Raw genomic sequence first — 14,091 nt, 5'->3', positions numbered from 1 at the left:
AGAAGGTAAAATAGGAAAACGTTAAGTGTTTATCAGGCTCTCCCCCTTTTGATAAGGGGGAGGAGTATGGATAAACCGATCAGTTAACTTTTACATAAACACGCTCTGGCCGACCTACTCTGCCGTGCTCATTCTCAGCGGTTAAAAAGCCGCTGGCAGAGCAAAATTCAAGATAACGACGCGCGGTTGTTTTACTGATCCCGACTCTTTCTCCCAGAGTTTCTGCGGTAAATTTGATGCCCTGATTTGCGATAAACACATCTTTTATCTTATCCAGAGTCAGTTCACCAATCCCCTTAGGAAGTGTGTTGGCGTTTTTTTCCTTCGCCTGGATATTAAACAAGTCATCCACATGGCGCTGGCTGATATTGTCATAGGCATTAAGCGCACTCTTGTATTTCAGATAACGGTTTAATGTATCTTTAAGCCGTTCGTAGGACACAGGTTTTAAGATGTAATCAAAACAGCCGCAGTGCATTGCCTCTTTTACCGTTTCAATCTCGCTGGATGCGGTGACCAGAATAACATCGGCCTTGTCACTGTTTTTCTCAGCCACAATTTCACGCAGCAGGTCAATGCCATACCCATCCGGCAAATAGTTATCCAGAATGATCAGATCCGGCTTATTTACCTTGATCATTGTCCGGGCCATATGCAGATCAGATGCGATACCTATTGGGTTAAAGCGAATGGTCTGCCTAAGGAACTGTGCATGCAATTCAGCGATACCAGCTTCATCTTCTACGATAAGAACGTCTATAGATTCCATTATGCATTACCGTCTTTTGGAATAAAAATTGAAAAAATGGTGCCTTTTGGTTCAGCGTCATCAACCATGACAACACCGCCTGCATTGGTGACATACTGATTAATCAGATACAAACCAATACCGTGACCCTCACTGTTATTTTTACTTGTTACGCCACGGGTAAACATCTTGTCTGCGATTTTCGGATCGATACCACAGCCGTTATCGGCTATTTCAATAACCAGTTCATCACTGGCATCGGTAATCAATACGCTAATAATTTTACTGCTTTCGGCGTTTTTCAGTGTCGCTTCAAAAGCATTGTCAATCAGGTTCCCGATGATAGCAGACAGCTCATTAGGGTCGATATTCTCTATCTGAGCAGCCAACTGACAGGTTGGATCAAACTGCAAATCGATTCCAAGCTCTCTTGCGCGGGAATATTTACCAAGCAGTATTCCGGCAATTTGCCGGTATTGAATCCTTGAGCTGATAAAGTCGATTAACTGCTGTTTTCTGCTGTTCTCACTGTTGATCAGTGCCAGTGCCGATTCACTGTCGCCAATTTCTATCAGACCGGAAATGGTCGATAGCTTATTGGCATACTCATGGCGCATCACGCGCAGGTTGTCCGTGTATTGCTTTATCTGAGTCAGCTCTGCGGTAAGCGAGTTAATGTCATCCTTGCGCCGGAAACTGACCACCCAGCCGATAAGCAGATCTTTATCAAACATGGCAACACGGTTAGCGATCATCATATTGCCATTGATGGAAACAATCTCATCCTTCAGGTTCTCTTCAAAGGGGGTTTTAAAGAAGATCTCAGTCTGATTTAAGTACTCTATGATGCTCCGGCCTTTTAGCTCCGTAGCCGGTCTATCGGTTCCTATCAACTCCAGTGCGGTGTTGTTTACCGCCAGTATTTTGCCCACTTTATTAATGGCAATAACGCCTTCGTAGACAGATTTCAGAATCGAATTTTGCAGGTACAAAGCCATTGCGATTTCCGCCGGTTCCATACCATTCATCTTGTTTTTGATATGCGATGCAAAAAACCAGGCGCCGAAAAGGGTTAACAGAAGCAAAATAATGACATCGTATGCCATTGGTTTGGCGTAAAACAGAAGCCACTGATCAAAACGGTTAAGCAGATAGCCCACAGAAACCACGCCGATGATATTGCCTTCAAAATCAAAGATGGCGGTTTTTCCTCTCACGCCATAACCCAGACTTCCCTCTCTGATGGAGATGTAGGACTCACCGCGCTCCAGTGCTCCGGCATTATCCCCGCCCTGCATCTGGAAACCGATTTTCTCTTTGTTCGGGTGAGATAAACGGATCCCTTCAGTGTCACCAATCACAATAAAGCTGGCATCGGAAATTTTGGTTAGCCGGTTTATCAGCGCATCAACTGCAGGGACATTTCTGGCCTTCACCTCCTGAATCAGTTCAGGGTCACTGGCGATCTCACGGGCCTGTATTAAGGCGCGGGTTCCAACCTGGTGTTCCAGAGTATCTTCTAAAGCCTGGTGGAAATTGAGCCCCATAAAACCAAGCTGAAGCGTCATCAATCCGAGGATCAGTAAAAACACCTTTCCCTGAAAAGAGAGGCCGGTTTTTATTAGTCCCATCCAGTCTGATGATCGCTCATTCATGTCCGCATTCTTACTTCTTAATGAAATTGGCCTTGATTATATTTTTATTTATAACGGGCTTCACTTTTATCTGTCAGGCTTGTGACTAAACCGGACAGTATTTGGTGGTTTAAATGAATTTTATTGGGGGGGGTTACAGGTTGCAGGTTGCAGGTTGCAGGTTGCAGGTTGCAGGTTGCAGGTTGCAGGTTGCAGGTTGCAGGTTATCTTAGGGGTTAGGATTGAACCGTCAATGATTTTGTTGCTGCCACTTCTGCGGAAGGCAGGAATGGCAGCAATGTTATTGGTATTATGCCTCAGCTTTCTCCGGTATATTGTTTGGGATGAAGATTGAGAAAACTGTGCCTTTCGGGCGGTTGTCGTCTACCATGATTACGCCGCCGGCGTTGTTTACGTAGCGGTTTATCAGGTACAGGCCGATACCGTTGTTTTCGTCGTCGCCTTTGCTGGTTACGCCCCGGGTGAACATTGAGGTGGCCAGTGCCGGGTCTATGCCTGTGCCGTTGTCCTTGACTTCAATAACCAGCTCTTTGCCCTTATCGGAGATCAGCAGAGAAATGAGCTTGTTGCTGTCCGGATTGTTCAGCGTCGCCTCAAAGGCGTTGTCCAGCAGGTTGCCTATGATGGCTGAAAGCTCTTCCGGGTTAATCTTCTCGTTCAGCTCATCACTTAGCTGGCACTTAGGATCGAACTGAAGGTCCAGGCCAAGGCTGCGTGCTCTTGTTGCCTTTCCTATCAAAATTCCGGCCACCACTTTGCACTGAATTTTTGAGCTGATGAAATCCGTGGTTTCCTGCTTTCTGTCCTTTTCGTTGTTGATCAGAGACAGTGCTGCGTTGCTAAAGCCCATCTCAATTAAGCCAGAAATGGTAGAAAGCTTGTTTTCATGCTCATGGCGCATAACACGCAGGTTTTCTGTGTACTGCTTCACCTGAGTCAATTCTTCTGTCAGAGAACTGATATCCTCTTTTCTGCGGAAACTCACCACCCAGCCCACCAGCAATTCCTTGTCAAAAATAGCCACGCGGTTGGCAATCATTGTGGTGCCATTGATGGAAATCATCTCGTCTTTAAGATTTTCATCATAGGGTGTGTGGAAGAAGAACTGGGTCTGCTTGATAAAGTCGGTAATACTGCGCTTTTTCATTTCGCTGGTACTTTTATCCGTCCCCATAAGCTCTCTGGCGGTATTGTTAACGATCAGGATTTTGCCCTGCTTATCGATGGCGATAAGGCCTTCGTATACCGACTTCAGAATGGACTTTTGCATATGAAAAGCCATTGCGATTTCCGCCGGCTCCATACCATTCATATTTCTTTTAATATGAGTTGAGAACAACCAGCCAATCACCAGAGTGATGATCAGAATAATAGAAAAGTCGGCCAAAAGAGGCGTTGCATAGGTGAGCAGCCATTCATCAAAGCGGTCGATAAGATAGCCGACAGAGACCACACCTATGATACTACCGCTGGAATCTAAGATAGGCGTTTTACCCCGGACAGAATAGCCAAGACTGCCTTCGCTGATTGAGATATAAGATTCACCACGCTGTAGCGCGCCGTCGTTATCCTGGCCTTTCATCGGCAGGCCGATTCGCTCTGTTACCGGGTGAGATAAACGGATGCCCTCTTTGTCACCAATCACGATAAAACTGGCGTCAGAGATCTTACGCAGGCGGTTCATCATCTCTTCGATAGCCGGGACATTATTGATCTCGACCTCTTTTATCAGATACGGGTCACTGGCAATTTCTTCAGCCTGAACCAGAGCCCGGGTGCCTACCTGATGCTCCAGTGTATCAAGCAGTGCGCTGCGAAAATTAGCGCCGATAAAAGCCAGTTGAAGTCCCATTGATACCAGGATAAAAATGAAAATCTTGTTTCTGAAAGAAACACTATTCTGCACTTTTTCCAGTAAACGAAGTGAATTCTCCATAATACTGTTCTCGTCCTTTAATTTTTTATTGTTTATCCTTAAACACCTGATAACAAAAGCCCTTCAGAGAGATTTTGCTATCAGCAGGTATGAATCATTATTTGTTATTTTCACTCATCCCTTAAACGACTTTACCGCAAACAGTGCGTTATGCCAAATCCCATAAACGACAAAAGGGAGATACGAGATCTCCCTGGAACAGGTATGTAACTCCCGCAAAACGGGAGTTAATTTCTGTTTATTAGCCACCAAGCACATACTTGATCATCACACCGGCAGCCACCGCTGAACCGATAACACCAGCAACGTTTGGACCCATTGCATGCATCAGCAGGAAATTCTGCGGGTTAGCTTCAAGACCGATTTTGTTCGATACGCGAGCCGCCATTGGTACAGCAGATACACCCGCTGAACCAAGCAGTGGGTTCACTTTATCTTCAAATACGCGGTTCATCAGCTTCGCCATCAGAAGACCGGCAGCAGTACCCACGCAGAATGCTGCGATACCCAGAGCAAGAATGCCCAGAGTCTGCGGCTGAAGGAACTTATCCGCCATCAATTTAGAACCAACAGACAGGCCAAGGAAGATGGTCACAATGTTGATCAGACCATTCTGAGCCGTATCAGACAGACGCTCTACCACGCCACATTCACGCATCAGATTACCGAAGCAGAACATGCCTAAAAGCGGTGTCGCTGAAGGAAGCAGCATTGCAATCAAAATAAGAAGCATCAGAGGGAAGCAAACCTTCTCGATTTTGCTTACCTGACGAAGCTGTTTCATCTCGATCTTACGTTCGGCTTCTGTAGTCAGAGCTCTCATAATCGGCGGCTGGATCATTGGAACCAGTGCCATGTATGAGTACGCCGCTACCGCGATTGCACCCAGAAGTTCTGGAGCAAGCAGGCTTGATACGTAGATAGCCGTCGGGCCGTCAGCACCACCGATAATACCGATAGCAGCAGCCTGGGCTACGCTGAAGTCCATTATGCCAAACTGACTAAGTGCCAGTGCGCCAAGAACGGTTGCAAAGATACCAAACTGAGCCGCAGCGCCAAGAAGCAGAGTCTTAGGGTTTGCCAGAAGCGGACCGAAGTCTGTCATGGCGCCAACACCCATAAAGATAACCAGCGGACCAACACCTGAAGCGATTGCTACGCTGTAGAAGGTGTACAGCATGCCGTCAGAGTATTTGTACTGCTCAGCCAGAAGATGAAGGTTCATTTTCTGCTCTGGCGTAGCCATTGCGTAGGCTTCTTTGATTGCCTTAGGCGCGGTATCAGACATTTGCATGATGTTAGCAAAAGCCTGCATTACGTCTGCGCTGCCTGCATGAATTGCCGCTTCTACGGCATTCACTGCAAGGTTTGCATCTGGCAGGTTTGAGAGGATCCCCCCCAAACCGATTGGAACAAGAAGCAGTGGTTCGAACTGCTTAACTATCGCAAGATAGAGCAGAACCATACCAACAAGGATCATGATAGCCTGACCAAATTGCAGGTGCAGGATACCAAAATCGTTAATTAGAGCTAATGCGCTTTCCATTTCCGTACCTTATGCTAATGCTAGCAGTGCATCACCAACCTGAACGGCATCGCCTTCAGATACAGCAAGATGTTCAACTTTACCGTCACGCGCTGCTTTGATTTCTGTTTCCATTTTCATAGCCTCCAGAATCAGCAGGGTTTCGCCCTCTTTAACCATCTGACCAATCTTAGCGTGGATCTTCCAGATGTTACCTGCAAGCGGCGCCGCAACTGTCTCAGCATCCCCTGATGGAGTAGTTGAAGGGACAGGCGCCGTATCTGTTGCAGGGACAGGCGCCGCATCAGCTGCTGCAAGTACCTCTGGATCCGCACCTTCGTTAATCTTCACAACGTAAGCTTTGTTGTTTACGTTCACTGTGTAGACGTTGTTGTCTGCAGAAGCAGGCGCTTTCGCTACAGGGACAGGCGCCGCATCAGCAGCCGTTGGTACTGGTTCAAATGCATCTGGGTTACCACGGTTTTCCAGGAATTTCCATGCAACCTGGTCAAATAGCGCAACTGTCAGTACATCGTCGATCGCATTTTCAGCCAGCTTGATGCCTTTCTCTTTTGCCTGAGCTTCTACAGATTCCGTCAGAGAAGTAACTTCAGGCTCAATCAGGTCAGCCGGACGACAAGTGATCGCTTCTGCGCCTTCAAGAACACGTTCTTGCAGGTCGGCATCAACCGGAGCCGGAGTCTGGCCATATTCGCCTTTCAGTACGCCAGCAGTTTCTTTGGTGATTGTTTTGTAACGCTCACCCATCATTACGTTGATTACTGCCTGAGTACCAACAATTTGAGAAGTTGGTGTTACCAGCGGGATATAACCAAGGTCTTCACGAACGCGTGGGATCTCTTCCAGCACTTCGTCAATACGGTCGATAGCGTTTTGCTGCTTAAGCTGGCTTTCCATGTTTGTCAGCATGCCGCCAGGAACCTGAGCAACAAGAATGCGTGAGTCAGAGCCGCGCTGCTGGCCTTCAAATGCATGGTACTTCTTACGTACTTCACGGAAGTATGCTGCGATGCTTTCAATCTTCTTGATATCAAGACCAGTATCGCGCTCAGTTCCCTGAAGTGCTGCTACAATAGACTCTGTTGCAGGGTGACCATATGTACCACTCATTGAAGAAATCGCTGTATCAACACGGTCAACACCCGCTTCGATTGCCTTAAGCAGAGTCATATCCGCAATGCCCGCTGTTGAGTGACAGTGCAGGTGAAGCTCAACATCAAGCTGCTTCTTAAGAGTAGAAACCAGCTCATAGGCTTCATATGGAGACATTACGCCAGACATATCTTTCAGTGCGATAGAGTTTACACCGCACTCAACAAGCTGCTCAGCAACATCAACCCAAGACTGCATAGTGTGAACAGGGCTGGTTGTGTAACAGATAGTACCCTGAGCATGTGCGCCCTGACGGTTAACTGCCTGAATAGCCTGCTTCATATTACGAACGTCGTTTAGTGCATCGAATACACGGAATACGTCCATACCGTTGACTACAGCACGCTCTACAAATTTATCTACTACATCATCCGCGTAGTGACGGTAGCCAAGAATGTTCTGACCACGGAAAAGCATCTGCTGCTTAGTGTTAGGCATTACTTTTTTCAGTTCTCTCAGGCGCTCCCACGGGTCTTCACCAAGAAAACGAATGCATGAATCGAATGTTGCTCCACCCCAGGACTCAAGAGACCAGTAACCGATCTCGTCCAGTTTTGAAGCGATAGGTAGCATATCGTCCAGACGCATACGAGTTGCAAATAGTGACTGATGTGCGTCTCGAAGTACCACATCCGTGATACCTAGTGGCTTAGTTGTTTTGGACATTACAAATCCCCTGTAATTTATGCCTGTTGGCTGAGTTTTTTCTTGTGGTGATGAAGCGCTGCAGAAATCGCGGCTACGACGTTATCGTCGTCTGAAGAGGCAGCAGCAGGGCTAACCTTTGGCGCTGCAACTGGCGGAGCCGGTGGCTGAACTTTTAAAGCAACCGCGGATAGCAGACGCGTCGCACCTACCAATAATGCTAAGAAGCAGAAAACGAATCCCATGCCAAGCAGCATTAGGGTTACGCCTTCCATAATAATCGGACCTTCACTCATGATTTTTCCGAACCTGTTGGTAAAAAGTGTCCGGAGATTCTATCTAAGCCCGCCATACCGACTTCGTGAGGTTTATCATTCAATTCAAACCACTAAACAACTTATATGGTGTTTATAAATTTAATTGGGGATGCGCTTGATTTTCTCTCTTCTAAGGACAGGCGCCTTATTTTTGTAGGGACAGGCACCCTATGAGAATGTCTTATGATTGAACCAGGGGTAAGCTCGATATTACCAACTCTAATTCTGATGAAATGTGCTTATATCAACAAAAGACATGTGAAGAAATGTAATTTCAAAAAGATAAACTGACTGCTTTAGCACATACAAACATGCCAAAATCAAACTCCTCAGAGTTTGTAGGTTTTGTTGGGAGGAAATGCGCCGGTTAGCTAGCTTAAGGAATAGCCCACTACCCTGCTTCGATTAAGTTTAGGCACTGCCCTTTCAATATTATGTTTTTGACCAACCAATACAGCTCGCTTACTTTCAAGTCGGGTACATACTTGTAACCAAGCACTGGATTCAGTGCGGAGTCTGTCCATAATAGAAGGTAACTGACCGTCAATACTCATTTTATCTTCGCGCAATTGCCGACCAGTCCAGTCGACCAATTCTATATAGTCAAATAAGGAAAACGGTATACCATCATCTTTGTTACTGCTTCGAGTGCCAGTAAATGGATACAAACAGGCAGGTGTAGCCTGAAAATGTGACAAGCAGTCTATTCGCTCTTTTATTGAAGTGTGTTCTGACTCTTCCGGTGTTTTCGCAACCCCTGCTCTTACCGGATTTAAGTCAACATAAGCCATTGCAGACAGCAATGCCTGCTCATCCATCAATGCCTGACTCTTAAATCTGCTCTCCCAAAAATGACCTTTACATTTATCTTCGCTATTGGCTTTTTGGGCAATGTCCAGGTTTAGCTCTTTCATAAACCAGCTCAGATTAGATAACCTCTCACGCCAGATTTCTACAATTTCCTGGGCTTTTAAATATTCAGCTTCCGAATCAAGATCCTTACCTAACATTTTCTGAATTAAATTTGGTTGATGATGCAATGTGGACCAACGATCTATCACCTCCTGAACCGTCAGCTTTTGAGCTTTACTCCGATTTAAATGCACCACCAGGTGGTAGTGGTTGCTCATCACCGCATATGCGCAGATATCGACACAATACACTCTGGAAAGTTCTTTGATACGGCCTTCTATCCACTCCCTGCGATGCTCGTAACACCGCTGTGATACTTCATCAAATCCGCACAAAAATGTTTTACGTACGCACCGGGATACTACATGGTAATAAGGTGTGACCTCTGGATTTACCTGACGGCTTCTGGCTGTTGTCATGAGATTCTCCTAAAAGGAAACCTCATCAATAATAACTAACCAGAACAAAGAAAGTTCATTAGCGTTAATGCCTTACGAGGCAAACTACACAATCCTGCAACACCACTTTTTATTTCATAAGGTGCCTGTCCCTATACCTCTCTATACCTCTTCCCTATACCTGGCATCTTCTATTTCATGGGGTGCCTGTCCCAATATAAAATAAGGCGCCTGTCCCCGTAAAAAATAAATAAGTTCATAAACACCATTAAAAGTACTTACACCACCCAAAAGTGCCCTCTACTCCCCATTACGAGCCTCCCTCTGTGGCTAAAATATCGCCAACGTCGTAAAAGGAGGCGATAATGCAGGATTTTGTAACACTCTATGATAAACACGAAAGCGCACAGGTGAGAGCGCAGCGACAGCAGCGACTGGTATCTCAGTACTCTTTGCCACTGATTACGCTAAATAACTATGTTCCACAACATATGGTGCATACCACCGCTGCGAAAAAGTTATTTCAGATTTCACTTAATGCTGTTCAGGAAGAGCTGAATAAACTTCAATGCCGTGTTGTTAAAAGCGTAGAGCTTAACCAGAAGACGGGGGATGAACTGCTGTTAGTGGTGGTTGGAGCCTCTTCATCTGAGCTGAAACGTGCAATGATCAAGCTGGAAAAACACCATATGCTGGGCGCATTGATGAACGTTGATGTCATGACAGACGAAGGCAAAATGATCTCCCGCCAGGCGTGTGAGATGGAGCCTCGCAAGTGCGTTATCTGTGACAATGCAGCCTCCTACTGCACTACGATCCGCAATCATTCTGCCGAGCAGTTGGGAACAAAGCTACAACTTATGCTGGAAACCTATCAGGATGAAATGAAAGCAGCAGTTACAGAAGTTGAGCTGGAAGAAGCGGTCGCCTGATCTCTTCTTCATGCCCCGCTCATTATCCCCGTGAAAACGGGGCTCTGTCCTTTTCAGGCCGATTAGGGACGAAATTACCCATAATCTTTGGAAATTCCATTCATCGAACTCCCCACACTCTGTCAGCATAATAGCGCTGTATTAAGGGCATAGGCCCGGCCATTTGAATAACAGAAGTGTGGAGAGTAACGTGTCACATCAAATCATCAAAGACCTGAACAACCGTTATACCGCTAAAGCGTACGACGAAACTAAAAAAATCTCGGCAGAAGATATGGAAGTGATCAAAGAAGCGATTCGCCTGTCTGCTTCTTCTATTAACTCACAGCCATGGAAGTTTATCGTGATTGAAAGTGATGAAGCGAAAGAGCGCTTCCACAATACGTTCGCGAACAAACATCAGTTTAACCAGCACCATGCGAAAAAGGCATCACACACGATTCTTTTTGCATACAACCCTCGCTTTACCAAAGAGCAGTACAAAAAAGTGGTTGATGCTGAAGTGACTTCTGGTCACCTTCCTGCTGAAATGTTTGATCAAATGCTGAACGGCGGCTTTACTTTCGCTGAAGCGAACACGGATGAAAAGGGTTATAACGGCCACTGGACGCGTGCACAAACTTACCTGGCTCTGGGTAATACACTGCACGTGCTGGCTCGTATGGGCATCGACTCAACAACAATGGAAGGGGTTGACCCTGCACTGATCGGTGAAATCTTTGAAGATGAACTGGACGGTTTCGTCTGTGATGTTGCGCTTGCAATGGGTTACCACAAAGACGGCGATGATTATAACCACGGCCTGCCAAAAGCTCGCCTTGCCGCAGAAGATGTCATTACAGTACTGTAATTGCTATCGGGCTTCTTCAACGAAGGAGCCCTGTTGTTACTGCCTGGCAACAATAGCTTTATATACTCCATTGGCGTGAATAATCTGCATCCCCTGATCAAACGCTTCCTGCAACCGGGCACTTTTTTCATTCTGCTTTGGAAAGACAAGGTGGACATAATCCACTCGCAGTGGATTAGGGTGATGGGTAAACCGGTGCACATCTTCGGGAGACATTTCCGTCTTCAACACATAGTTGGCGTAATCCACATTCACAGGAAAAGCATCAATCCTTCCGGCCAGAAGCATTCTGAAATTTTTCAGATCGCTTGAAGTTCGCTTTACATTAATCACTCCCGCCTTTTCTGCTGCCGTAAACTCGGGAGTATAGCTATAGCCTTCCGTTCCCCCTAACTGAAACCCTTTCAGATCTTCAATGCTATCCCAGTCAAAATCTGTTTTTTTCAGATAGTAAAAAGAGTAGTTATAGGCATAAACACCTTCACTGTACAGCGCATGCTCTGCCCGCTCTTCCTGATTAAACCAGCAGCAGGATGCATCTTTCTTACCGCTTTTGGCGTGATAATTCACCCGTGGCCATGGCATAAAATCGTAGTTAACTTGGATTCCCACCGCATCAAATGCGGCTCTGACAATATTCAGAACGCGACCATTGTCCGGGGCTATCTCACAATAGAGGGGCGGTAAATGCCCCGTAGCAATAGTAATTTCTTCAGCATAGCTGGCTTTATGAGCCAACAGGCCAATACACAGAGCACTAAGCACCGAAATTTTCGGACCAGACATCCCGCTCTCCCCTGTAACAAACATCACCCACAGCAACCGGATCAGCGCTCAAAAGTAAATTTGGCTACTTTACTTTCCAGTTCCTGTACTACCTGAACCTGAGACACTGCCTCACTTTCTGCTGTTTCTGCTTTAATATTAGTCTGATCTGCAAGCTCTGTAACCTGATTAATATTCTTATCAAGTTCACGCAGTGTCACCGCCTGCTCTTCAGCCGCAGTAGAAATCAGGTGACTTAAGTCCTGAATTTCACCCATAATCACCTCAACGCTGACTATGGTTTCATCTGCCAGTTTTGCCTGCTCCAGACTGCCATTCGCCAGGTCTTCACTTTGCACTATAACCTCGACCGCTTTCTGTGAATCAGAAACCATTGAAGAGATTTTTTCCTGGATCTCCAGCGTTGATTTTTGTGTTCTGTTAGCAAGCTCACGCACTTCATCAGCAACAACAGCAAAGCCACGTCCATGTTCACCGGCTCTGGCAGCTTCAATGGCAGCATTTAGCGCAAGCAGATTTGTCTGATCAGCAATACCTGTAATGGTATCTATGATGGTCTCAATGCTTTTAACGCCTTCATCAAGATTATTGATTACAGAGATAGTCTGAGCAGTCTGCTGAACCATAGTTTCAACACTCTCACGACTATCTTGAACCTGTTTGCGGCCTTTAGTTGAAAGATCTCCGGCTTTGACAATGCGTTCATGGGTATTTTCCGTGTGCTGAGCAACATCACTTGCGGTGGAGCTCATCTCCACAAGAGCGGCGGCAATTGCATCCAGCTCACTCTTCTGCTGCTGAACAATTTCACGTGTATCTGTTGAGCTGCCCGCAACCAGTCCCACAGAGTTTTCCACCAATTTGGCTGAGTTTTCAATATCGATAACCGTCTGCTTAAGACTCTCAACCACCTGAATCAGATAATTATTCAGCCTGCCAAACTCATCACTGGACCGGGCCGGAGCGATGTTTCTTAGTTCCCCGCGTGACAAAGCATCCAGTTCAACAGTTAAACCTTTGATGGACCTTCTCATAAATCGTGAGATCCAGACCGAAATGGCTGCAATACCGATAATAATGGCCAGTCCGACATAGATCGCCGTCTGGTTCTGCTGCTCAGCGCGAGAGTTAATCTCTGTCGATAACTGATTGTTCTGAGCAAATGATTCCTCAAGCAGCTTACCGGTTAACTGACTTACACCATTTAAGCTGCTTTTTAGTTGTTCAAATATCTGATCCTGCTGCTCAATAAGCTCAAGCCGCCTGTGCTGGACAGCGAGAAGCCCCTGTTCCCCCTCAATAGCATCAAGAAGAGAAAGTGTAATGCGCGACAGCTCTTTTACAAACTGCTGATAACCACTGTCATCAGATGCAAAAATTAGAGTTGGTAACAGATTTGAGTGGGTATTCTGCCAGGCAAAAAACTGATCCTGAAGGTTGTCCATATCATCAAGGGATGACGCATAAGCAATGCGCTCAATAACCAGCAGACCTGATGTAATAGAGGCATGGGTTTCATTAATGGTGGAAATGACTGAATCATCATCCTGTTCCAGCAAAGTGCTTTCCAGTAAAGGAGCAATAGCCTGCTGAAGCTTAACCAGAGTCTCAATGACCTGCTTTGAATGTTCGGTCAGCTTTACGATTTCGCCCTGCTGGCTGACTAAACGGTCAGTGTGCCCACGCAGTTCGTTCATACGACTGTCCAGGTCGTCCGTAATGCTACTAACAACATTAGCCAGCTCGCCGGTAAGCTGAATCGATCTCAGGCCCTGAAATGCAGAAGATAGTTTCTGACTATTTTCACTTAACTTATTCACTTCCATCTCATACTCTGCCGTCGTCTGGGAAGTGGTCAGCAACAGTGTTAATGGCTCTATTGCCTGAACTAAGCCATCTACCTGAGAGGATTGTTTTACCACAGGCGAGGATTCATTATTGATTAACCCCAGACCGGAGATAACCTGTTTGCTGCTTCCGTAGCTAAACAGCATAGTGGCGATGAAAAGCAAACCGATTGTCAGAAAGCTCAGGGTTATTTTCATCGATAAGTTAATCGAGCGCACCTGATCTACAGGTTGCGATTTGTGCTTCATTATTGAATCAGACTCTGGTGCCATCACACTTCTCCAGTTTAAGAGAAAAAACGAATGGTATATGCAATTATTTTAATGGAATTAATTTTTATTGTTTTCCATTAACTACATAAGTTTA

General features: G+C 46.0%; 11 protein-coding genes. 2 read left to right on the top strand and 9 right to left on the bottom strand.

Annotated elements, in window-relative coordinates:
• Positions 1 to 79 precede the first annotated feature (79 nt).
• The 7 genes from L3Q72_RS22260 to L3Q72_RS22230 all read right to left on the bottom strand — a co-directional run bounded on the left by L3Q72_RS22260 (position 80) and on the right by L3Q72_RS22230 (position 9,330).
• Positions 80 to 772, bottom strand: coding sequence for a response regulator (locus L3Q72_RS22260; RefSeq protein ID WP_275133771.1), 693 nt, complete (start codon positions 770 to 772; stop codon positions 80 to 82).
• The gene (locus tag L3Q72_RS22255; protein ID WP_275132750.1) at positions 769 to 2,403 is read right to left on the bottom strand and encodes a sensor histidine kinase; all 1,635 of its coding nucleotides are present in this window, start codon (positions 2,401 to 2,403) and stop codon (positions 769 to 771) included. Before L3Q72_RS22255 ends, L3Q72_RS22260 begins: the two co-directional genes overlap by 4 nt.
• A 289-nt stretch (positions 2,404 to 2,692) precedes the next feature.
• A complete protein-coding gene (locus tag L3Q72_RS22250) occupies positions 2,693 to 4,339 on the bottom strand; it encodes a sensor histidine kinase (protein ID WP_275132749.1) in 1,647 nt (548 codons plus the stop codon).
• 241 nt (positions 4,340 to 4,580) lie between these two features.
• Positions 4,581 to 5,885, bottom strand: coding sequence for a sodium ion-translocating decarboxylase subunit beta (locus L3Q72_RS22245; protein ID WP_275132748.1), 1,305 nt, complete (start codon positions 5,883 to 5,885; stop codon positions 4,581 to 4,583).
• A 9-nt stretch (positions 5,886 to 5,894) separates the two neighbouring features.
• Positions 5,895 to 7,703, bottom strand: a complete 1,809-nt coding sequence (oadA, locus tag L3Q72_RS22240) for a sodium-extruding oxaloacetate decarboxylase subunit alpha (RefSeq protein ID WP_275132747.1) — start codon at positions 7,701 to 7,703, stop codon at positions 5,895 to 5,897.
• A 17-nt stretch (positions 7,704 to 7,720) separates the two neighbouring features.
• On the bottom strand, positions 7,721 to 7,978 hold the full coding sequence (locus tag L3Q72_RS22235; protein WP_275132746.1) for an OadG family protein: 258 nt from the start codon (positions 7,976 to 7,978) through the stop codon (positions 7,721 to 7,723).
• 392 nt (positions 7,979 to 8,370) lie between these two features.
• Entirely contained in the window at positions 8,371 to 9,330 is a 960-nt protein-coding gene (locus tag L3Q72_RS22230; RefSeq protein WP_275132745.1) for a transposase, read from the bottom strand.
• A gap of 344 nt (positions 9,331 to 9,674) precedes the next feature.
• Between L3Q72_RS22230 and citX the strand changes: the two genes are divergently transcribed.
• Both citX and L3Q72_RS22220 read left to right on the top strand, forming a co-directional pair.
• Positions 9,675 to 10,241, top strand: coding sequence for a citrate lyase holo-[acyl-carrier protein] synthase (gene citX / locus L3Q72_RS22225; protein ID WP_275132744.1), 567 nt, complete (start codon positions 9,675 to 9,677; stop codon positions 10,239 to 10,241).
• Between the two features lie 190 nt (positions 10,242 to 10,431).
• Entirely contained in the window at positions 10,432 to 11,091 is a 660-nt protein-coding gene (locus tag L3Q72_RS22220) for a nitroreductase family protein (RefSeq protein ID WP_275132743.1), read from the top strand.
• 36 nt (positions 11,092 to 11,127) lie between these two features.
• On the opposite strand, the gene L3Q72_RS22215 is transcribed toward L3Q72_RS22220, so the two are convergent.
• Entirely contained in the window at positions 11,128 to 11,877 is a 750-nt protein-coding gene (locus L3Q72_RS22215; RefSeq protein ID WP_275132742.1) for a transporter substrate-binding domain-containing protein, read from the bottom strand.
• A gap of 41 nt (positions 11,878 to 11,918) precedes the next feature.
• The gene (locus tag L3Q72_RS22210; protein WP_275132741.1) at positions 11,919 to 13,997 is read right to left on the bottom strand and encodes a methyl-accepting chemotaxis protein; all 2,079 of its coding nucleotides are present in this window, start codon (positions 13,995 to 13,997) and stop codon (positions 11,919 to 11,921) included.
• Positions 13,998 to 14,091: the final 94 nt, after the last annotated feature.

It is taken from the genome of Vibrio sp. JC009, from assembly GCF_029016485.1.
Taxonomy (GTDB): Bacteria; Pseudomonadota; Gammaproteobacteria; order Enterobacterales; family Vibrionaceae; genus Vibrio.
This window is presented reverse-complemented; position numbering and strand designations above follow the sequence as displayed.